At 36.9% G+C, this 23681-nt stretch carries 14 protein-coding genes; 8 read left to right on the forward strand and 6 right to left on the reverse strand.

Going from position 1 to position 23681, the window contains the following annotated elements:
- Positions 1-409: 409 nt before the first annotated feature.
- The 6 genes from NV349_RS01025 to NV349_RS01050 all read left to right on the forward strand — a co-directional run bounded on the left by NV349_RS01025 (position 410) and on the right by NV349_RS01050 (position 14347).
- On the forward strand, positions 410-1969 hold the full coding sequence (locus tag NV349_RS01025; protein ID WP_036128290.1) for a sensor domain-containing diguanylate cyclase: 1560 nt from the start codon (positions 410-412) through the stop codon (positions 1967-1969).
- Between the two features lie 656 nt (positions 1970-2625).
- Entirely contained in the window at positions 2626-6780 is a 4155-nt protein-coding gene (locus tag NV349_RS01030; protein WP_271912083.1) for an S-layer homology domain-containing protein, read from the forward strand.
- A 125-nt stretch (positions 6781-6905) separates the two neighbouring features.
- The gene (locus NV349_RS01035) at positions 6906-8816 is read left to right on the forward strand and encodes an AraC family transcriptional regulator (RefSeq protein ID WP_271912085.1); all 1911 of its coding nucleotides are present in this window, start codon (positions 6906-6908) and stop codon (positions 8814-8816) included.
- A 115-nt stretch (positions 8817-8931) separates the two neighbouring features.
- Positions 8932-10869, forward strand: a complete 1938-nt coding sequence (locus NV349_RS01040; protein ID WP_271912087.1) for an AraC family transcriptional regulator — start codon at positions 8932-8934, stop codon at positions 10867-10869.
- A gap of 800 nt (positions 10870-11669) precedes the next feature.
- Positions 11670-13250, forward strand: coding sequence for a helix-turn-helix domain-containing protein (locus tag NV349_RS01045; RefSeq protein WP_271912089.1), 1581 nt, complete (start codon positions 11670-11672; stop codon positions 13248-13250).
- Positions 13251-13378: 128 nt separating this feature from the next.
- On the forward strand, positions 13379-14347 hold the full coding sequence (locus NV349_RS01050; protein WP_271912090.1) for an ABC transporter substrate-binding protein: 969 nt from the start codon (positions 13379-13381) through the stop codon (positions 14345-14347).
- Between the two features lie 47 nt (positions 14348-14394).
- On the opposite strand, the gene NV349_RS01055 is transcribed toward NV349_RS01050, so the two are convergent.
- The 5 genes from NV349_RS01055 to NV349_RS01075 all read right to left on the reverse strand — a co-directional run bounded on the left by NV349_RS01055 (position 14395) and on the right by NV349_RS01075 (position 20134).
- Positions 14395-15195 (reverse strand): alpha/beta hydrolase, encoded by an 801-nt coding sequence (locus NV349_RS01055; protein WP_036125805.1) that lies wholly within the window; start codon positions 15193-15195, stop codon positions 14395-14397.
- Positions 15192-16178 carry an ABC transporter substrate-binding protein gene (locus tag NV349_RS01060; RefSeq protein WP_058845285.1) on the reverse strand — a complete coding sequence of 329 codons (987 nt, stop codon included), beginning with the start codon at positions 16176-16178 and terminating at the stop codon, positions 15192-15194. The genes NV349_RS01055 and NV349_RS01060 overlap by 4 nt, the downstream gene beginning before the upstream one ends.
- A 45-nt stretch (positions 16179-16223) precedes the next feature.
- Complete coding sequence (locus NV349_RS01065) at positions 16224-17411, reverse strand: helix-turn-helix domain-containing protein (protein WP_101967031.1); 1188 nt, start codon at positions 17409-17411, stop codon at positions 16224-16226.
- A 34-nt stretch (positions 17412-17445) separates the two neighbouring features.
- Positions 17446-19080 carry an AraC family transcriptional regulator gene (locus tag NV349_RS01070; RefSeq protein WP_271912092.1) on the reverse strand — a complete coding sequence of 545 codons (1635 nt, stop codon included), beginning with the start codon at positions 19078-19080 and terminating at the stop codon, positions 17446-17448.
- Positions 19081-19177: 97 nt separating this feature from the next.
- Entirely contained in the window at positions 19178-20134 is a 957-nt protein-coding gene (locus NV349_RS01075; RefSeq protein ID WP_271912093.1) for an ABC transporter substrate-binding protein, read from the reverse strand.
- A gap of 232 nt (positions 20135-20366) precedes the next feature.
- On the opposite strand from NV349_RS01075, the gene NV349_RS01080 reads away from it, so the two are divergent.
- Both NV349_RS01080 and NV349_RS01085 read left to right on the forward strand, forming a co-directional pair.
- On the forward strand, positions 20367-21533 hold the full coding sequence (locus tag NV349_RS01080) for an MFS transporter (protein ID WP_271912095.1): 1167 nt from the start codon (positions 20367-20369) through the stop codon (positions 21531-21533).
- A gap of 89 nt (positions 21534-21622) precedes the next feature.
- Positions 21623-22594: a helix-turn-helix transcriptional regulator gene (locus NV349_RS01085; protein ID WP_036125819.1), complete on the forward strand. Its 972-nt coding sequence runs from the start codon at positions 21623-21625 to the stop codon at positions 22592-22594.
- Between the two features lie 38 nt (positions 22595-22632).
- Here the strand turns inward: NV349_RS01085 and NV349_RS01090 are convergent, their stop codons facing one another.
- Complete coding sequence (locus NV349_RS01090; protein WP_058845289.1) at positions 22633-23589, reverse strand: ABC transporter substrate-binding protein; 957 nt, start codon at positions 23587-23589, stop codon at positions 22633-22635.
- Positions 23590-23681: the final 92 nt, after the last annotated feature.

Below are 23681 nucleotides of genomic sequence, written 5' to 3' on the forward strand. Positions count from 1 at the left end.
CCATTGTGTGAAAAGCGTAACGTTCGATTCTGTATTAATACAGTTTATTTTATTTTAAGTAGTATTATAACAGAATAGACCTTAACTTGCCTATGCTATTTTTCATTATAAAATAAACATTTCAACTTTCATATGTCAGAATAACAATAAAAGTAAAAAAATTTAGAATTTAGATTTTTTATCAAATTTCAGACAATAGTTGTCAGTTGTTAGAATATTTAATTTAAGAAAATAAATTGTAGAATTTTGTTTACTAGCTAGCTATATGATACGACCCTTTTTATTGATACAATCCTAGTGGTGTATTGGATTCTTCTTACGCAATTTGGAAATGATACTATTACCCCATTTATTAATAAAGTATCTCTCAAAAAATACATATAAAATTAACGTAAATAGGAGAGAAGAAATGAAATCACATCAATTAAAACTAAAGCATTTAATTATGGGAGTTGCGATGGCAGCATTCTTTTTCACGAGCCTTGGTAGTGTTTGGGGCGGATACAGAATGAATATTGACTCGATAAAGGAAAATACACTAGAAACGAATAGGGTTTATGCTCAAAAATTGGCATCTACTGCGGATTCTTATCTACATGAATCTTTCCAAATATTAGGTTATAGTGCAACTCAGATACAAGCAAAGATGGACGATGCGCAAGCATTGAATCAGGAAACAGAACGTTTGAGATTGCAAAATCAAATGTTTAATTCTGTAGTAATAACAAATGCAGAAGGATTGGTTTTATCCGTCTCTCCACCATCTATTGAAATAAAGGGAGAAATTTTAACATCAATCGGTGCTAAAGAGGCGTTATCCAAAAGGACACCACTTATCTCTAAACCATATGAGGCGATGACAGGACGTCTCATCATTTTTATTTCTCATCCTATTTTTTCCGACTCCAATGAGTATTTAGGAATGATAGCAGGGACTATTTATTTAAAGGAACCAAATGCCTTTAAAACTTTACTGGGAGAGCATTATAGTAAGGACGGCTCTTACGTATATGTAGTTGATTCAGATGGACGTGTTATCTATCATCAAGACCCAAGTCGGATTAATGATGTGGTAACGAAAAATAAAGTCGTTCAATCGGTGATATCAGGAAAGAGTGGTGCTCAACTTGTTGAGAACACAGAAAGAGTGAAAATGCTTGCTGGCTATAGTACAGTCCCATCAACAGGATGGGGCGTTGTCGCCCAGAAACCTTTAGACGTAGCACTAGCCCCTTCCTTTGATCGTGTGCAGGAAGTCATTATTAAATCTGTACCCCTTATGATTCTATCTATTATCATTGTACTTTGGGCGGCAGCACGCATTGCCAACCCTTTGCAGCAACTAGCAAATTTAACGGAGGAAAGTTTAGATAAGAAAAATGTAGAAGGTTTAAAATCTGTAAGTGGATGGTACTTTGAAGCTTATTCTTTGAAGAATGCCTTGGTTCGGAGTTTATCATTTTTACATGGACAGGTCTCGTTTTTCAAGGATCAATCTACTGTTGATCCACTGACGGGAGTTACGAATCGACGTACAATGGATTCGATGCTTGCCGAATGGTTAACGAACAATGTACCACATGCAATTATTTTACTAGATTTAGATCACTTTAAAAGTGTGAACGACACATATGGTCATGCAGTAGGCGATAAAGTTTTGCAATTTTTAGCCAGTCATATGGAAGCTGTGGCTCGTGAAGGAGATGTATGCTGTCGATATGGTGGCGAGGAATTTGTCATACTGCTACCAAATACGGCAGCAGAAGAGGCAGCACAAGTGGCTGAACAACTACGAGAAATTTTGGCAACAACAGAAAGTCCATGTGGCAGACCCATAACATTATCTGCAGGAATAGCTGCCTATCCAGCAATGGCAGATTCAACAGAGGAACTAATTAAAGCAGCTGACGATGCACTATACCTTGCGAAACAAGAGGGACGCAATCAAGTAAAGGTTGCGGAAATATAAATGCAGTAAAAAATGAAACAAAGGGGCTTACAATTTTGAATTTCGGGGTAATTGATTAATGCAAACATCATTTGGGCAAGCTACTTGTAAGTCATCCGCCATATGACTTCCTAAACCATGTTCAAATGATATGTAACTCGGGTCACATCTCTTGATCGACTTGACAAGACGTAAGGTTATCCCCCTTTCCCTTATGACACCCCAAGGACGACTAGATGTATGCCTATATATCGTGAAAAGCCAAGCGAGCACCGATGCTCCTTGGCTTTTTTGTTGTGTGGATGAAGGGAATTTATTTTGTTATTAGTGAGGGTCAAACGTGGCCACAATGGTTTGAAGAGGAGAGAAGTGGTGATATCACATGGAAGAGCTCGTCAAAGTGTAGAGCCCGTTCTAAAAGTGGGAAAAGATGCTCATTAAGAAGGGCTATCATTCCAAAAGAAATAGAAAGGTGAGTCAAAATGGCGAATCACTCAGTTAGCAAACTGAAAAATTAATCACCATTTCAGAAATAGAAAGGTCATTTGATTAATCAAGAAATTTACCTGACTAATTTAGATTTATCTATGAAGGTTCGTTAGCTACGAGCCGATATAAAGAGTATGAGGAAATGATATTTGTACGTATCAAAATACATAAGCGAAAGGAAGAGTGGGATGGATAAATCTAAAATCCAAAAAGTAAATAAAGCCTTGATAGCAACAGTATTTGCTACAAGTGGGATTGCTGTTGTAGTACCTCCACCACAAAAAGCGGCAGCGGCTACTTCTCCCTTTACAGACATCGACCAATACTCAGTTCATTATAACGATATATTAAAATTATATTCTCAGGGTGTGATTAACGGGTTTGCCGATAAAACCTTCCGTCCGGATGTCAATGTAACACGTGGACAAGCAGCAAAAATGATTGCAACGGCATTAAAATTGGATATGAGAAATGTCCAAAATCCTTATTATAAAGATGTACCGAAGGGTAGCGAATTTTATAAATTTGTCGCAGCATTGCAAAACGCGGGCATTATGTCTGGGTATTCTAATGGCACATTTATGCCAAACGAAGTGATGACTCGTGGCGAATTAGCAAAAATATTAGTATTAGCATTCCATTTGGAGGTATCTCCTAGTTACAACAATATTTTTAAAGATGTAGATAGCCAATCAAGCAATGCTATCTATATTCAAACACTTATCGATTTAAATATTACTGAAGGCACAACACCTGTGACATTCTCTCCGTTTGATGCTGTAAATCGCGGACAGTTTGCTTCTTTTGTGGTTCGTTCACAAGAGAAAAAGAACAATGAAACATCTTTCAAAATCATAGATGTAGATGATGATGCCGTTTATATAAATGGTGAAGCCTATGCAGTTCCAGAAAGTCTTTCACATATTTTTAATGACGATAATGCACCTGTCTTAAAGGGTGCTTATATTGAGGGTGATCTTTCTGGTAAGAAGGTTCGATCCATCTCTAAACTAACATTAAATGCAAGCGGAACAAGCTCAAGATTCCTTGATTTTGATGGTGATTATGGTTCATTAGGTGCAACCATTGTAGTTAATGGCAACTATATTGAATTTTCGAATCTGAAGATGACAGGTACTATGTTCGTCAATGAAACAGTTCGACCACCATTGCATTTAGGTGCTACTAACAATCAACCATTATCCATTGGGCGTGTGGCGAGCAATAATATTTCTTTTATCAACTGGTCGAATCCAGATAATACTAAAGGCGATGGTCCATCTAATAACAATTCAACAAACGATCTTCAAAATTGGACGAACCAAAATCCTGATAAAGATAAGCCATTTGTCAACTGGTCAAAAGAAAAACAAGAAATGAAAAATGTTGAAAAGCATCTTGAATTTTATAACAGCACTGTTTCGAGACTAGTAGTATCACAAACAGGGACAAAAATCGAATCCAATATGAAACTACCACGTGTAGACATCATCGGAAGTGTTCGCGAATTTGAAATTCAAGGCTATATTGGAACATTAAATCTGGATACCGAAACAAAGTTAACGATCTATGGAGATGGCAATATTGATTGGATAAACTACAACAGTTATACAGATTTAGAGCTGTATATAGATGGCCGTATCGGTACTCTATATGTTGATAATTCATACGGCAAGGTTGACATCGGGGACTATACGTATATCGACAAAGTCATTTTACCTAAAGATGAATCTCCAAATAATATCTTTGATGATTTCCTAGATGATAAAGACAATATCGGAAATATCACAGATCCAGATGGCAAACCAATCGATAAAGACGAAAACGAGAATCAGAATCCAGATGATAAAACAAAGCCTATTGTAAGTATTACAAATGTCAAAGTGCTCAATGGCAGTGAGATTCAAGCAGATTTCACATCTGATGAGGTAGGTACGTACTACTATATTGTGCGTGAAAAGGGAGCAGAGGCACCTAATAAACGTGAAATGGTAAACCATCTTTCAATTGAAAACGTTGCATACGGAAGTAGTGCGGCAATCAAAGGCACAAACTCAATAAAAGTTTCAAATCTAGGTGAGAAAAAAGAATATGTCATCTACATCATGGTTGTAGACGGCTCGAAAAATGCATCTGATATTGTCTCTCAAGCATTCCAAATGAAAGATGCAACTCCACCAGTAGTTAAATCTCTACAAGTTACGCCTTTACATGGAGGAACACGTGCTGAATTCAAGTTTGCAGCAAGTGAACCTGGAGATTATTACTATTATGTACGTAAGAAAACAACAGCAGCTGACCCGACGACGGCAGATATCGTCGCAAACCCAACAGGTAAAGGGAAAGCAAAAGCTGGAGAACTTGGAATAACAGGAATTTTAACAGAATTAGATGCTGAAACCGAATATCAACTTTATGTTGTCATGAAGGATGATTCAGGCAACTTCTCGGTAGATCCTATACCTAAAGAGGCGGTTAAAGAGTTTAAAACTGGTGAGCTTGATAATATCCCACCATATGTTGTAGGTGGACAACTTGTATTACTAGATGAGATTAAAAATGAATTTTATCTAACCGTGAGTGAGGATTTAGATCCTATTTCTGCTGAAAAAATAGAGAACTATGATCTTTCAGGTACAGGGATAGTCAATCAAGGTGCACAGCAACCGATACATCCTACAAAGGTTGTCTATAATAAAGCTCAGAAAAGATTAATTTTCACCATTCCATCACTAACAGGCTTTGTAAACGGGGATAATCTAGTTGTTACAATATCACCGAATGTTAAAGATTTGGCTGATATCGAATTTGAAAATATCAATAACATTCCAAATAATACTGTTCCGCGAAACACAGCCGAATACATTCATAACGATATTGAATTACCAGTCCTCACAATTATAGGAGAACCAGTAATTAATAATACAAAGGACCAAACACTTCTTGAGTTTAATGCTTCAAAAGCAGGAACGTATCATTATCTAATTATGGAGTCAGATATAACTCTTACACGTGATGACCGCTTACGTTTAATTGAAGCTGTCCAATTAAATGAAACAAAATTTAAGGTTGGAACAGAAGAAATCGATATTGTTGGGAGCGGAGGTAATAAACCTGCTCAACTAGGAAAACAAAAGGTAGTAATCCCATTACCAACAGCAAATTTAAATCCGTTTAAGAGCTACTCTATCTATATGGTATTGCGCGATCGTTCAGGAAATGTTTCAGATATTGAGACTAGACATGTAATCGATGACCAAACACCACCGAAAATTGAAAATACATCGATAAAGATAGCTCAAGGAGATAAGAATGCTACCTTCAAATTTATGTCAGATGAAGATGGTACGTATCACTATATTCTTAGAAAAGCTGGCGATGCAACAGTTCCAGTACCTTCAAGTGCTGAGGAGGTTATTGAAAGAGGAAGAGCTAGCAATATGCGAAAGGGTACTAATGAAATTAATTTTACCTCTTTAGAACCCCATCAAAATTATGAGCTTTATGTTGCGGTAAAAGATAGATATAAAAATGCAACAATGCTTCAAGTAGGTACTGAGTCAAAAGTATATACTTTTGATGAACAGCAAAATAAAACAATTACTTTGACACCAGGCGAAACTGACAAAGGTGTAATGGCATATAAATTCTTCTCAGATGGTACACCACCAAAGGTAGAGGATCCGATCGTTAAACAGCTTGATGGAAAAACATTAGAAGTGACTTTTTCTGAGGCTATTGAATTAAAAGACTCAGATTTCCAATTAGTGAATCCTGAAACAGGCACTGCAATTACTCCTACTTATGCTTCATGGAAGTGGCAGGATAAGGTAGATGAAATTGATGAATGGAAGCCACGTAAAATGATACTAACATTTGCAAATGAAGTTACACAAAGCTTTGATATGACAATCAATGCTACCGCGAAGGATAAAGGCGGATGGGCATTCAGTAAATTAAAAGCAGAATACAAATATCCAACAAAAGTGAATACAATTACTTCAGCAACGTTAGTACCTGATATACAGTACCCAGGTGACTTAACAATAGCTAATATTAAAGATATTATCGAAAGAGCTGATAGCAGTAATTACACAGACATTCCTGGCGGAGGAATAATATCTTATGGTAAGGGACAAATAACAAAACCTTCAGATGCAAGTTCTGAAAAAACATTTACGGCTATTCAAACAAGCACTGATCCAAATTCTACAAACATATTCCAAAAGGATCAAAAAATATATTTATTTACGAAGGATAAATACGGAAATATAGTTTATGCGAAGGAATCTACATCTCCAACAGCTCCAAACTATGTCTTAATCCAACCTAGAACTCAATAGAATATAAATACACTAGCTATCAATTCTAATAGCTAGTGTTTTTTATTTACTTAAACACGTTATTTTAAAAGTGGATGATAATCAATATCATTTATAATACATAGTGGAGGAGGGTGAAAGTCGACATGAATATAGAAGAACATCTACTACTCTGGAATTACGCTTCTATCAAGGTATTAGACGTTCGTCATAGAGTAATGAGGATAGGGGATACATTACAGCCTTATAAATTGCCAACAAGTGTACTTATAGTAATCACGCGTGGAACAGCGCAAGTGCATTTGGATCAAACTAATTATCACGTGATTCAGTTTCAAATGATACATAGCGGTAAAGGGGCAGCTTTAGAAATTAATCAAATAACTAATGAACTAGAGTGCTACCTTATTTTTTATAAAGGTTCTGTTCCTTATCCTGTTGGTCAAAGGATTCTTCAGCTGTTTGAGAAAAGAAATGCATTTCAAATCCAGTTTAGCTTGGTACCGAAATATCCGGTAACTATTTATGAAAAAGTGCAGCTTATGCACGAAAGCTGGCAACAATCATGGTGGCTGGAACGTTTGCAAGTTAAAACATTATTCTATCAAATTATATTAAGTATATATCAAGAGTTATGTAGCCAAGAGAGCTATGTAAAAGAAACAGATTTAGTAAGTCAAATAAAGAGGTATGTGGATGAGCATTATGCAGATTCGATAAGGCTAGAGTCTCTTGCAGAGCATTTAAATTACAGTGTATCACATATATCGGCAGTATTTAAAAGAGAGACCAACTATAGCTTTATCGAATATGTCATGCATACAAGAATGAAAAAGGCTGTAGCTCTATTAAAATCAACAAACGTGTCTTTAAAGGATATTGCGACAAGTGTTGGCTATACAGATGTTCATTATTTTAATCGTATTTTTAAAAGACATCTAGGAATATCACCAGGGAAATATAGAAAACGAGTAATGGAACAAGGCATACTAGAAGATACTCCACAAATCATCATGGAATCCTCTATTGAAGGGGAAATGTTTCAACGATATATTGTTAATGATAATCATTATCAATATAAAAAAGGAGAAAATATTCCAATGTCTCAGAAACATAAAACAAACTTTGCAGCGATAGTATTGCTTTGTCTAACACTACTATTGGGTGCTTGTTCGAATGGCACAAACCCACAGTCCAAGACACAAGGACAGACTACCGAAGTAACACAAGAAACCATCGTTTATAAGGCGGCGAATAGAGAAGTGGAGATTCCCAAAAATCCGAAACGTATTGTAGTTGTAGCAGACAGTTATGCGGGTTATTTATTGGCATTGGGCATTAAACCTATTGGTATGTCTGATTTTGCGTTAAGTAATCCTTATTTTGAAGGTAAAATAGATGGCATTGAAAGTATTGGTGACAATAAATCGGTTGAAAAAATCTTGGAATTGAAACCAGATTTAATTATTGCTTTTGATGGCATGGAAGGCTTTGAAAACTTTGAAAAGATTGCGCCAACTGTTGGCATTAAGTATGGCGTCATGAGTTACCGTGAACAATTAGTAGAGTTTGGTAAGATGCTTAATAGAGAAAAAGAAGCCGCTCAATGGATAAGTAATTGGGATGAAAAAATTGCCGACAACAAGTCAACTATCCAAGAGGTTGTTGGAGATCAGACCGTTTCTCTAATGGGTGGTACTGACAAAGAGGTTTACATATATGGTGATCATTATTCTAGAGGTGGAGAAATTATTTATGGGGAGTTCCAGCTAAATGCGCCAGCCCTGGTTCAAAAAGAAGCACTTGAGTCGAAAGAATGGGGAGTTGCATTTTCCATTGAACGTTTGCTGGATTATGCAGGAGATTTTATTTTTGTAGAAGATACAGCACTTGCATTTCTAAAGGAAAGTATTTTATGGAATGAGCTACCTGCGGTGAAAAATAACAAGGTCACTATATTAGATAGCGATGCTTCCTACTTTAATGATCCCGTTTCATTAGAGAAGCAGCTTGATATTGTAGTAGAAGCCTTTAACAAAATGCATAAAAATGAATAACATGAATATTTTCGGAAGCCAAACTACCATCAATGTAGTTTGGCTTTCATTTGAGAATCATTTTCAATTATAATGATAGTAGTAAAAAAGATAGGTAGGAGGAATTATGTGCATTATGAATGTTGATGACCATATATACCTGTGGGATCATGCTGCTATCAAAGTGCTGGATGTTCGGCATCAGATTATGAGGATGGGAGAAACATTACAGTCTTATAGAATGCCAGCTAATGGCTTTATTTTTGTTTCTCGAGGAAGGGCGCAAGTTCAGCTCAATCAAATCGAGTATATTATTCAGCAGTTTCAAGTCATACATGGTAGCAAAGGGACTATTTTAGATATTTTTCTAACGGAGGATGAGTTGGCGTATTATTTGATTTTTTATAAAGCGACCATGCCTAATCCTATGCGCCCGGAAGTATTACGCCTAATGGATAAAAGTAATCCATTTCAACTGCAATATAGCTATATACCCAGTTACCCGATTACTATTTTTCACAAAGTTAAATTGATGGAGCAGGAGTGGAGGAAGTCTGGTGGAATAGATCGCTTTCATGTGAAATCATTATTTTATCAATTTGTTCATAATCTGCTACAGCAACTACATAGCCAAGGTATAGATATGATGAAGCCAGACCTTGTAGGACAGGTAATGAAATATTTACAAGAGCATTATGCACAGGCTTTGACACTAGAATCTATTGCAGCCAATTTGAATTATAGCGTTCCTTATTTAGCGTCCATTTTTAAAAAGAAAACGGGTTATAGTGTAATTTACTATTTGATTCAGATTCGCCTTGATATAGCGGCAAATTTATTAGTAGAAACGGATGCCACATTGAAGGAAATTGCCGAATATGTGGGCTATAAGGACCCTTATTATTTGAGCCGTCTTTTTAAAAAGCATAGGGGTGTTACGCCATTACGCTTTAGAAAACAAGAAAGAAAAAATGCTATACATCGTCCTCAAAATAGCATTGAATCGTCCATTGTTTGGAGACCAATATGGCGATATATTGATAGTGATAATCATTATCAATATAAGCGAGAGGAAGTTATACATATGCATAGAGGTTCAAGAGCTTCATTCACAGCAATGGCACTACTTTGTATTACGTTACTATTATCAGCATGTACGGGAGGTACTGTTAATCTAAACAATGAAACTACTGGACAAAATCAGACTGTAGTAGAAAGTCAGTCAGCAAGCTCTTCTGAGACAAGGGTTTACAAAGACCTTCAAGGGACAGAAGTAGACATTCCTACAAATCCAGAACGAATTGTCCTTCAGGGTAATGCAATTGGTGATTTAATAGCATTAGGTATAGAGCCTGTTGGGGTAGATCGTCGTTTCATCGAGAGCGGTGTTTTAGAAGATAACGGGAAAATTAGTTCAACAGATATAGGCTTTCCAACAAATTTAGAGAAGGTACTGACGTTAAAGCCCGATTTGATTATGCTGTCATATATTATGGATAATGAGGTCGAAGAAGCTTCTAAAATTGCACCAACCGTTGTTTTCGATGGTATGCAGCCATTAAAGGATCGATTCCCAGTCGTTGCTGATATTGTTGGTAAAAAGGAAGAGGGAGAGCAGCTACTGAGGAAATATAATGAAGATGCCGATGCAATGTGGGAACAGCTTCGCGCAAATGGTAAGGTGACTGAAGGAGAAACGGCTGTCGTATTCCAATTTTTTTGGAATAAAAAAATGTTCGTGATGAAAACAGGCGGGGTAGCAGGCTTGCTGTATCAAGACAAAGGATATACTATGGACGAAAAGGTACAGGCATTACAGCCAAATAGTGGGCCATATATTGAAATTACTAAAGAAACACTGCATGAGACACTTGTGGGTGATCAATTATTTGTATTAATTTCTGGAGATAAAGAGGCACAAAAGGCATTTGATGAATTAACACAAGAGCCATTATGGAACTCCTTACCTGCCGTGAAGAATAAAGTTCACTTTATTGAGGATAAATGGAATTATGATGATATGACAACAAGTAACATGCTGTTAGAGGAATTTCCAAATATACTGAAAAAATAAGTAAACTAGAAAGGCTCGGGGAAATCCTTAGCCTTTTTTTGTGTTTGCTAAATAAAGGCAGACGTTATCAAATCATCCAGCAGAGGCAATCGATAGTAAAGAGGACTATCAAAACTGTTAGAGAAATAGCTGGCTTTTCTAAAGAATTAAATACGATAAACTATAAAAGTCAAGCAATTATAGTTATCTATATTTGCTTGACTTGTTGTTGAAAAAAGGTAATGTCAACGGCATAATAAGCAATTTGGTAAGGCGAGGGGTTGATTTCCGTTCTGCCAGCGTCCTTTCCAGGGGGCGTCCGATGAGCCGCTTCACTCACTGCGTTCGCTCCAGGGTCTCCTTTGTGACGCTAAATCCCCTAGGAGTGACGCTGGCTCCACTCCAATCAACCATTCTGCAAAAGTGTCTTTTCCTGAACAAAATAGCCATTAAAAGTGATGTGTGACAACACCCCTCCATAAAAGAGTAATGAATACCTTCCCTTTTTTGCTAAAAAGTTAACATTTTTATTTTATGGATTGGAGTGGAAGGCTACTTGACTCCCGTGGGATAGCGAGACAGGCGAGCCCCTGCACGGAGCGGTAGCGGAGGAAGCGGCTCGGCGCTCGCCCACAGGAAAGCAAGTAGCCTGCAACGGAAATCCTTTTTCACCTTTCACATAAATTCTATGGATGGTTTTGTTTTTCAACACTAAGTCAAGCAATTATAGTTATCTATATTTGCTTGACTTTTAATGATAACTATTATCAATTATAATGACTCTATAATGATTGTTTCAATTATATTAAGGTGGATGCAAAATGTATAGATTAATGGACACAGCAATAATTGAATGGAAAGAAAAGGTTAATACATATTCACTTCATACAAAATTTCCAACCTTATTAGCTTGCGACGTTGCTACCAAAATTTCCTTAGATGGAAAATGGTTATGTTTAGATAAAAATGAAATGATATATCTTAGTGCGGGAAAAATAGCAAAGTTAGAAAAAGCAAATCACCAAGTTGTTCATTTATACATTGTATCTTTTCAAATGTACAGTCTTACTGAAGAAAATGCTGATTTATTGCTTTATCGTGTCGATCATAAACAATTGCCTGCCCATGGCTCAATTGCTAGTGTAGAAACATTATCGTATCGTGCTGTTACTCTTCTTCAAGAGCTTGTAGGTGAGATAGACGTAGGTGAACAGCATTTTCATAGTAGACAAAATTTTTTGTTGGAGGAAATATTACATTTATTTATCCAAGCTTTAAAGCCGTATAAAGAGAAAGTAGATTTGATTATGCGAGAAGCTCTAGCATATATCAATCGCCATTATGATCAAAATCTAAATCGTTCACAATTAGCAGAGCTTATGGGTTTTAATCCAAGTTATTTTTCAAGATTGTTTCAACAACAAATAGGGCGTAGTTTCTCGAACCATTTGATGAGAGTGAGAATAGACAAAGCCAAAATGTATCTTCTTTCGACGGATGCCACATTGAACGAGATTGCGAGAAAAGTTGGCTATACAGATGGACTCTATTTAAGCCGAAAGTTTAAACAAATTGTTGGTGTATCGCCAAGTGAGTATCGGTATAGACCAAAGCCGAGACGTATTGTAGCATTCCAATATAGTGGTGATTTACTTGCTTTAGGCATACAGCCAATTGCTGCTCCTTTTACACCATGGGAAGTATCACCGCTTATACATCGTGAGCTTAGTGGTACGATTGATCTGGAGCAAGATAGAACTCATCAACTGGAGAAAATGGACATCGACCTAATCATTGTGCCTGAATATTTATATTATTGTCCAGGCAAGTTAGAAAAATTGGAGCAACTTGCACCCATTTTGGTTTTGCCATGGAATCAATTAGATCGACTTGAAGAAGTTAAGCTTATAGGGAAAATTCTTGGATGTGAGGCAGAGGCAACGATGTGGGTTGAGCATTATCAATCCATTACACATACAGCAGCTGCTAAGCTCGAATTCATTATACAACCTCACGAAACAGTAGGTTTATATGAGGTATGGGAGGATCATACAATATGTATTTGGAATACCACTGCAAGAGCTACCTATAATTTATATAATGGCTTAAAGTTAACTCCTCCTCCACGTATTCAGCAAGAGGTGCTCGAAGTAAATAGTCATCTTTTTATAGAGGAAAATATATTATCTAACTACGCTGCTAACCACATGTTTGTTGTCCTCACAGAAGATTATTATCAAGATTTTCCAAATAAGTTATTAAAGCATAAAGCTTGGAAGCAGCTATTAGAAGATCCAACAAGGAACATTTATCCGATTAAGCTGAATGATTTTTGGTGCAATGATGGATTAACGCTAGAAAAACAACTTAGTATTATGCTAGAAAAGCTATATAATCATTAATAATGAAGCCAATGTCACTTTTGTCCATATGCAAGTTCTCACATTTTGAAATAGACGATTGAAGAAGAGACCATTACGATAAGGATATTGATTGAGAAAGATTATCATTATCGATAGGAGTGGAAAAAATGGTCAAGGCTAGGCAAAGAATTTGGATAGGGTTAATGATGCTACTGTTGATTTTAATTGTTTTAGGTGGCTGTAGCAAAGCGACAGAAAGCCCTCAGTCAGAGTCAAAAAGTAATTCAGAAACAGATACAAAAATTATTAAAACAGTTGATGGTGATGTTGAAATACCTGCCAATCCTCAACGAATCGTTACGCAAGGGTATTTAGCAAATTTTTTAGTTTTTGATGTTAAACCAGTCGGTGCACCATATTGGGAAATGGAAAGCCCTTATACTATGGAATTAAGTGAAGGGATCACAGATATTGGTCAAATTGATGGAGGCTCGGTTGAAAAAATTTTATCACTTAAACCTGATTTAATAGTCACGGTTGGAGGAGATGAAAAATTAAATGAGCAATACCGCAAGATTGCCCCTACATTGGTCATCCCTTATGGTACATATCATGAAGTTCATGACGAAATGAGAGCTTTTGGGGAGATTTTAGGAAAAGAGAAGGAAGCGGAAAAATGGCTAAAAGAATTTGATAAAAAAGTAGCGAAGGCAAAGGACTCTATTAAAGGGTTAATTAGAGAAGGAACGACTTTTTCTCTTATGGGTCCGTTTGGAAAGGATTTTTATGTCTATGGTGATGGTGTAAATCGTGGTGGACAAGCAATTTATCAGCAGCTAGGTTTAACACCACCGAAATTAGTACGCAAGGATTTAATTGAGCCAAAAATTAATGCACTGAGTATTTCACAGGAAAAGATTGCAGATTATGCAGGTGACTATATCTTTTTAGACATTTCAGGAGAAGCGGAATTTGATGAGAATGACCCTGTATGGTCAACGATTGATGCAGTTAAAAATAATAAAGTATTCTACTTAAATCCCGAACGTTTCTGGCCATATGATCCAATTGCAGTGGAATCACAGGTTGAAGAAATTGCTAAAATGTTAAAGAACCATTTAGAGCAAGAGAAGTAAATGCTACAAAAAAGCCCAAGTGGATAAATTACCACTTGGGTCTTCTACTAGGAATCCAAAAAACGGGGAAGACGACTAAGCATACAAGGGAGGACGCTCACATGGTCCTCCTCATCAAATTTTACATAATCAGTAAGAATGTTTTTGTCGCTTAAACGTTTCATTTGTTCAGCTGCTTGATCAGCTCCTTCAAGCATATCTGGCAGCTCGTTAGCGCCGATTGTAAGTAAGAGATTAATAGTATGCTGACTGTTCCAAGTTTCAGCAAATTTGTCTATTTCTTTTAGTACGGCATTGTTAGCCCACCAAACAGAGGGGCTTCCGACTACTACATGACTAAATAAATTTGGTCTCGCACATAGAGCATACAGTGTGAAAAGACCGCCTAATGAATGACCAACAACCGCTTGTTTCTTCTTATTGACTGGCCACTCCTTTGCGATAGCAGGCATTAGCTCATGCTCAATAAAGTCTAGGAATTCATTGGCTTTGCCATTAGGAGGCCAAGGCGATCCATCTGGACGTGGTGGTAGCTGAGCTTCACTAACAGGTAGTGTAAAATCATTGCAACGTCGTTCCATATCAAAGGGTTCCTTTGAGGGATAGCCAATCCCAATAACAAGAATTGGCTCATAGCCTTTTGGTTTACGTGTTTGTAATTTTACTGCCTCAGCGAGCGTTGGAAAAAGAGCGTCCCCATCTAAGGCATATATAACAGTATAGCCATCTGCTGGTGGTGCTTCTGTTGGGGCAGCAATTAAAATTCGATAGTCAAGCTGTTGACGAGATGTCATGGCAACTTCAAAGTAGTTATCTGATGTATAAGGTTTCTTTGTCATTGTTGTCATGGCGCTAAAAACTCCAATACATCCTCTATCACTTTTCCTTGTGCATGAATACCACCATTTAGCCAATAATCCTCGGATGTTTCAAATACTTGATTATGTTTGAAGGCAGCTGTACTTTGCCAAATTTTACTGTCCTTCAACTCATTTATAAATTCATCTCCAAGATTGCCATCATTGATTAGGAAAATATAATCGGCATCAAGTTCAGGTAGAATTTCTAATGATACTTCAAAGGCACCATTTTTCACGTAGCTGCTTTGTTCAAATCCTAATTCATGTGTTAAGACATACCCACTGAAATACTCATCAGTCATGAAAAACATTCCTTTTGCATTAAAGCGAATTAACGCAACCTTTTTACCTTCTGTGATGGAGGCTAGCTTTGTTTTTGCTGCATCCACCTTTTCTTGATAGCCTTGTAAAGCTTGCTCAGCCTTGTCTGGTTCATCAAGTAATTGCCCTAAAATTTTAATAGAGCCTTCTAAATCGCTTGCAGCATTATTAAATACATAGGTTGGAGCAATTTTGGCATATTTTTCGTATGTGCCATTTTCCACATAAAATGAATTGTGCAAAATAATTAAATCTGGTTTATTAGCCATAATTGATTCGGCTGAAGGGGGACCACTTGCAAAGCTAATTTCAGGTACGCCTTGTAGCTGATCTTGTAAATAGAGCTGTGGTTTAACACCATTCGACCATTGCATAATAGGCTTGATGCCAAAAGCTAATAACGAATCCTCCATAACAGGTGCAAATATTTTTGTAGGCTTATCAGGTAGTGTCACATCATTGCCAACCTCATCTTTTATTGTTAATGGATAAACACTTTGCTCCTTCGTATTTTCTGAGTCAGCCTGTTCTTCTTTATTACTTGATTGGTCATTGCATGCCGAAAGTATGCCAATAGCAAGCAATAACATCGCTAATATATAGGCAGATTTTAAAATCGTTTGACAGTGATTACGACAATTTTGTTTCATTGTTCATCAAAGTCTCCTTCCATTGATAATCATTCTCAAATGGGATTATAAATCACTGTCTGATAGGATACCATGGACGGAAACAGGAAAAGGGTTTGGATTTTTTCCGGTTAACATCAGCAACATTTCATCTAGCATTCGGTTTATAGCAATAGCAGAGTATTCGAACCAAGGATTTGATGGCAAAACATATACATGTCCATTTTTTACGGCTTGGAGCTCTTTCCAATGATCGAGGTATTGTAAAGTGAGCCAATAATTCCGAGTGGGCGAATCTGGGCAAATGATAAATAGTAGACGGTCTGGATTTATATCTACTAGCTGTTCAAGTGTAATAGGTTCGTTACATGTTTGTTGTTGCGCATCAACAAGACGAAGCTGCAAATCCGTAAAGAGCACATCCTGAATGCCTTTATTACAATATAAAAATAATTGGTCGCCACATAAACGGAGAACAGCAAAAGTATCCTCCCCAGTCACTCCTTTGATATCTTGTTTAGCCTGTAATACCTTTTGTTCATATGTTTGAATGAAATGCTCACCCACGCTTTGTTTTTTGACAGCAACAGCTATCTCTCTTAACTGTGTTCGCCAGTCCTTAGCTTGTATATAGACATTTTTAATACCCATTGTTTGAAGCCAATCAAGCATGGAGAGGGAGGGCTCCTCTTGGAAAATGTGAATGTCTGGCTTAGCAGAGGCTAATTTTCTAAAGTTGTCTTCGGACTCTGCATCAAAAATATTGACATGCACTTGAATTTTGTCTTGGTAATGGTTGTAATAATAAGGACTCCATTTAGCATTCAATGGAGCTGCAACAGGTATGATGCCAAGTGCTAATAAATTCCCGGTAGCTGAAACAGAAAAAGTAGAGATTCGCTGACGAGCTATTTTATTAAAAGCAGAAGGTGAAACCCCCACTTCCTTTTTAAACTTCCGACTAAAATAAAATTCATCACTGTATCCAACTTTTCTAGCGATTTCACGAAGCAATAGATCTGTATCACGCAATAGCTGCTTAGCATGTCCAATACGCAGCTCCGTTAAATAATCAGTGGCACTTTGACCGAATGCCTTTTTAAATGCCTCACCAAAGTAGCTAGAACTTAGACCAGAAATGAGTGCCAGATGCTCCATCGTGAGTGGTTGATGATGGTTTTTAGCAATATAATCTCGAATATCCTTTAATGAAATTTGAGTTGTCATTCTATCTGTTATGCTTTCCGTTTTCATGTAACATGTCACCCCTTGTATATAATTATGGGAATTACTTTGCAGTAACCAATAACTTTGGTAATGCACCGAGTAACTTCTCCCTTGTAAAGGCATCACTATAATTCCACTTTGTTGCATCCACTAAATAAACGTGGTTATTTTGTACGGCAGTGAGGCTTTTCCAAATATCACTTTGCATCAATTCCATCGTTGCCTTTTGCGATTCTGGTTTATCAGATAAAAGCATAAAGATTCGATCACCAGCGTATTGAGGCAAGTGGTTTATCGGAATTTCCTTATACCCCATGCTTGCTTGAAGTAATTTTTTTACTTGCGGGTGAGGTTGAAATCCATCTGGATGAAAAAGGGCAGGGGATAGACCTGTACAGCCCATGACATAAAGGCGTTTACCATGATCAAAGGTCAAAACTGATGCCGTTTCACCAGACTCTACAACGGTTTGTAGCTGCTGCCACATAGTTTGTTCTTGGATTTTAAAACGTGTTAGCCAATTTTCTGCACATTGTTGTTGGCTTAGCCATTGTCCTAATAGACGGATGCGTTCTTCTAATGAATCCCAAGAATTTAGGGTAATAGTTGGAGCAATCGACGATAATGCCTGATATTGCCGTTCGTCGTTATTTGTAAAAATGATTAAATCTGGATTAAGCTTTGAAGATTTTTCTAGATTGATTGGAAATGCTACATCTTGAATGTACGGAACATGGTTTTTATAAAAAGATTTACTAATAGAGTTTTTGTCACCACCTATTGGCTGTACATCAAAAATCAACATATCGCCAAATGTCTCTCCATGATAAATAATACGATGAGGAGAGGAAGGGATGACTACCTCATGTCCAGTCCAATCTTTTACAATTGTTCTTTGCTTATACTGCCGTGCAAACTGCTTTGGGGGAATCCCAATCACTTGTCGGAAGCGGCGATTAAAATAATATTCATCATCAAATCCAACTTGCTGTGCAATATCCTTTAATGGCTCATTTGTTTGTAGCAATAATTCCTTTGCATTGGTAAGACGTAAATCTGTAATATAATCTAACGGTTTTTTCCCTGTTAAAGTTTGAAAGATTGCGCTATATTGCCATTGAGCGATATGAGCTAGCTCTGACAGCTTTTTCACGGTTAAAGGCTGTTGATAGTAGCTATGTATATAGTTAATCGTTTCTTCAACCGACTTTGTCATTGTTAATTGGTAATTCACATGAAGCTGATGTTCAAATAATAAATTTAATAGTTCATACAAGATTCCGTGTTGTTTAAGATAATCTGATTTAGGCTTTAAATGATATAGATCTTCGGTAAGACGAATAAAGCGCGTATTTGGGTAAACGGTATACTCCACTTCATCAGAAAAAAGGGCTCCTAAATATGGAGAAGGGTACTCATGTTTTAGCTGAAAAGCTGTAAAAGTTATTTTATAGAAATGGAATTGCTTCGTTAGATCCGATAAATCTATCATAGAATGAGGTTGTATAAGAAAAATCTTCCCTTTCGTCACCAAATAGGGAATATCATCAATCGTTAATGTGCCACAGCCATCCATAAAAAGTATCATCGTATGGTGAGAAGTTGAGATAAACGGATAGCTCTGTGAAATATAGTCGATATCTTCTAAATGAAATAGTAAATTATTGTTAAAAGAAGATGAAATATTGTCTTCCATCTGTTCACTTCCTTGCTAAATGAAAATGATTATCAATTAACTATATTGTATAAAAAGTAAAGAGACATTTCAACAAAGATGAAATGTCTCTTGCTATTTATTTTTTTAGCATAGTAGGTATTTGTGTTAACAGCCATTCTCTAGTTGAGGCATCGCTATCACTTTTTTGAATATCAATTGTGTAAACATGTCCATTTTTCACAGCAGGTAGGTTCTTCCAGATCGGGCTTTCCATCATTTCTTTTGTCGATTGTTTCGCCTCATCATCTACTGGTGTTAGGATGAAAATTCGATCACCAGCATATTCAGGGAGAAGTTCTGTGGAGATTTCAGCAAAGCCTGTTCCATCATCAAGTATTTTTTGTATTTTGTCACTAGGCTTAAGAACGTTTGAATCGTATAAAACTTGAGAAAGTCCAGCACGTGCCATTACAAATAATCGGTCTCCTGGATAATAGGTTAAAACCGATGCCGTTTCATCTGGTTTAACGCTACCATCAGCTACAAGTGAGTTCCACATTTTATCTGCTTTTTCTGTATAGTCATCTATCCATTGTGCTGCTTCATCTTTTTTATTAAGTATATCGCCTAGCTCTGTCAAACGTTGGTCCAAAGGCGCGAAAGTATCAAGCACTATGGTTGGAGCGATTTTAGAAAGCTGTGAATATGTCTTATCATCAGAAGTACCAATAATGATAAGGTCTGGTTTTAATGACAATGTTTTCTCAACATTTATAGGAAAACCAACGTCCTCTACATCTTTTACACGATCTTCCCAAGCATAATTTGTAATCCAGGAGAAGCCTGCACCAACTGTGTTGATATTCAATGCAAGCAAATCACCGTATCCTTCTCCATGATAAACCACTCTCTGTGGATTTACTGGGATTTCAACCTCATGATCTAAATAATCCTTATACATACGAGTTGTTGCTTCAGTTGTTGTTGTCCCTTTTTTATTTGTCTCTTCATTGCTTGAACCACAAGCAGCCATAAATATCCCCATCAGTAGTAATAGGCTACAAATGAGTATATGTCGATTTAATTTTTTCATGTCTATTCCTCCATAAATGATAATCATTATCGATATTGATTAGCATAATTTAGTCATTGTCCAAGGACAATGGACAAACAAAAAATGGGTCATTGAGGTTTATCCAAAAAGCGAATGTCTTCTCTTTTAAATGGCAGAAAATAAAATCCGTTTAACCGTATAAGCATCCTTCCATAGGTGGAAAATGGGCCTTTCATTGAACTAAGATGCATGTAATGAAAGGAGTATACAAATGAAAAAATTTTGGGTGTTTGTCTTAACAGGTATGCTATTAATTGTTACAACGACAGGATTTGCACGTATGGCCTATGGCATTATTTTACCGTTTATGCAGGAGGGGTTAAGCCTTACGACCTCTCAGTCTGGTTACTTAGGTACAATGCTGTTTTTAGGCTATTTACTAACTGTTGGACTTTCAGGAGTACTCACAATACGCATTGGTGCAAAAAATGTTCTGTTAGTTGGAGGAGTCTGTGTTGTTTTAGGATTGATGGGTCTAGTTTTCGTCACTAGCTTCTGGGAGGCTGCTATCACACTGTTTTTTGCAGGCGCTGGTAGTGCACTTGTGTATACACCACTACTATCTATAGCCATTAGCCTATACCCTAAGAAACGAGGGACTGTCATGGGACTGTTAATGAGTGGAGCTGGAATTGGGATGCTTTTATCAGGCTTACTCGTCCCTTTTATGCTGCAACAATTTCCTACGTTAGGATGGCGAGGGGCGTGGTTAGTATTTGCGATTTTGACACTGATCGTCATGTTGTTAGCGTTCTGGACGATAAAGCAACCAAATCCTGTTAAGAAGGATACAATACAGGAAAAAACAACAGCATGGCGCAATAAGCAGCTATATATCATTGCAGGTATTTATTTTGCTGTTGGTCTAGTCTATCTTATTCCTAATCTATACCAAACAAGCTATATGAAAAGCCTTGGGCTATCCAATGGACTAGCAGGTTCCATTTATGCCATTGCGGGAATCGTGTCGATTGGAGGCGCTCCATTCTGGGGAATGTTAGCAGATAAAATGGGTGTTAAAAAGGCATTAACAGCGGCTTTACTACTATCGGTTGTCGGCGATTTACTACCAATAGTGTTTGAAAATATTGGAGGGTTTATATTATCCTCTATTATTTGGGGTTCATCACTCGGTGGTGTTCTTGTCTTGATTCAGATGAAGGCAAGCCAGCAAGTGCCACCTCCATATATTGCATCTGCCATCGGATTTATTTCCATTTTTTATGCAGTTGGTCAAATGATGGGGCCTGGTTTAGCAGGTTGGTTAATTGAGCATGTTGGAGGATTTCCAGTTGCTTATGGCTTTGGAGCGATAGTTTTCTTTATATGTATCCTGCTAGCATTTACAATGACTACTGCAACAACAGAAGAATTCTGAATTTCATAGCGGAAAAGATGTATCTTTGCTATACTTTGGTTAATTATTGATAATCATTCTCAATAAAATACTGAGGGATGGTGAACGCTATGAATATCGACTTTCATCAAAATTTTACTCAATTTTTTCATGCATTAGAGATACTAAAACCACAGGAAAATGCAACACAATATATGACATTCCAATCATCGATAAAGGAAGGGGCAATACATCGTTTTATGCCTCGTGCAGATTTAGAGGTGGTTGTATCGGATTATTCATTTCATCAAGAACATCGAATGTATATCTCTACAGCGAAGCCAATGGTGGAAGTTAGCTACTGCTTGCAAGGGACACGTGGCGTTCATATTTCTAATTGTGAATATGAAGTAACGCCAGGAACATGTACTTTGCAATTAATGGAGCAAGTAGAGGCAAATTTTTTATTTAATAAAGATGAGTCTTATCAGATGGTTGGCATCGGTATTCCCGTAACAACTTTTAATCATTACATGGAAAAAATCAATGGCAATGGCGGTGCTACCAAGTTTTCTAAGGTTCTTCAAGGATATCCCTATCGTTTGTTTCAAGAGAAGATAGATTCGCTTGATTTGTTTATGGTAAAACAGCTGCTAGAAGGGATAGCAGCTAATCGGATGACTAATTTGGAGTTAGAAAGCATGGCTTTACAGCTTTTAACGAGAACATTTCAAACCTTTTTCTCTCATCCTACTAATTCAATGGAATTTTCACAGGACGATAGAGCTAAACTATCTCAAGCAAAAGCCATCATGGCAGGAAATATAGTGAATCCTCCTTCACTCATGGAGCTGTCTCGTTTAATTGGCTTAAATGATTATAAGTTGAAAAAAGGATTTAAAGAAATGTATGGCACAACAGTATTTGGCTACTTACGTGAGCAACGATTAGAAAAGGCTTGTTATTTACTACAAAATGGAACAATGAATGTCATGGAAGTGGCAAATGCTGTCGGGTATTCGAATCCAAGTCATTTTGCTGAGGTTTTTAAGGAGAGGTATGGGCTGAGTCCTCGAGAATTTGTAAAATATAGTTCACACTAAAACCCCTCCAGCGTTATGTTGACGCTGGAGGGGTTTTCTTACTTAGCAATGCTATCTACGACATTTTGAATGATTTGTCGATTAGCAATAGCCCCTGAATATAACCAACTTGAATTTTGGTCAAATTCATAAACATGGCCATTTTTAATAGCAGGTATATTTGCTAAGAGTGGATCACTTAATAATTCAGTGCTGCCTGTATGATCACTGTTAATAACAAAAAGATAGTCAGCATCTATTTGTATAAATTTTTCTAAAGAAACCTGTGACCAATCACCAGCAGCAGAGGCTGATACCTCTTTTACTAAGGTTGGTGTTTGTAGTCCGAGATCCTCATAAAGAACAACACCGCTAGAAGCTGTGTCACTTACCATATAAATTGTATTTTTAATATTCCAGATGACAGTGGCAGAAGGGCTTCCAACTTTGTTGTGAATATCTTCTTTAGCTTCTTTAGCAAATTGATCATAATCTGCAAGGACTTTTTTTGCTGTATCTGTTTGACCAAAAATTTCGCCCATTGTTAAGAGCTTATTGCGCCAATTATTATCCTCTGCTCCCATGACATAAGTAGGCGCAATTTTGCTATATTGCTCGTATTTTTCACCTTCAGCAATTTCAGGTGAACCAATTACAATTAAATCCGGATTAAAGCTTGTAACAGCTTCGTAAGGAAGATCAAATTCAATTGTTGGGATGTCTTTTAATGAATCTTGAAGGTAGCCTTGGATAGAGGTACCTCCTTTGACTGACCATTGTGCAACTGGCTTTATGCCCAATGCTACAAGGTGATCTTCTAAATAGGGTGCAATGACATGCTGAGGATTTTTGGGAATGGTCACTGCATGACCGATGGCATCTGTTAAAACCCGATTAGTGCTCTTTTCATTTGTTGTATCGGATGAGGAAGATGGTTGATTTCCACATGCAGCTAATAGGATGGAAATAATAAAAATGCCTATTAACAAGACATTTTGTTTTATATATTTTGTCAAAACGATAAGCCTCCTAATTCAATTGATTTCTATCATGCTATTTCATTATAATGAAAATGATAATCAATATCAATTTGATGTTTAGGAGATAA

The organism is Lysinibacillus sp. OF-1 (genome assembly GCF_028356935.1).
GTDB classification, from domain to species: Bacteria; Bacillota; Bacilli; order Bacillales_A; family Planococcaceae; genus Lysinibacillus; species Lysinibacillus fusiformis_D.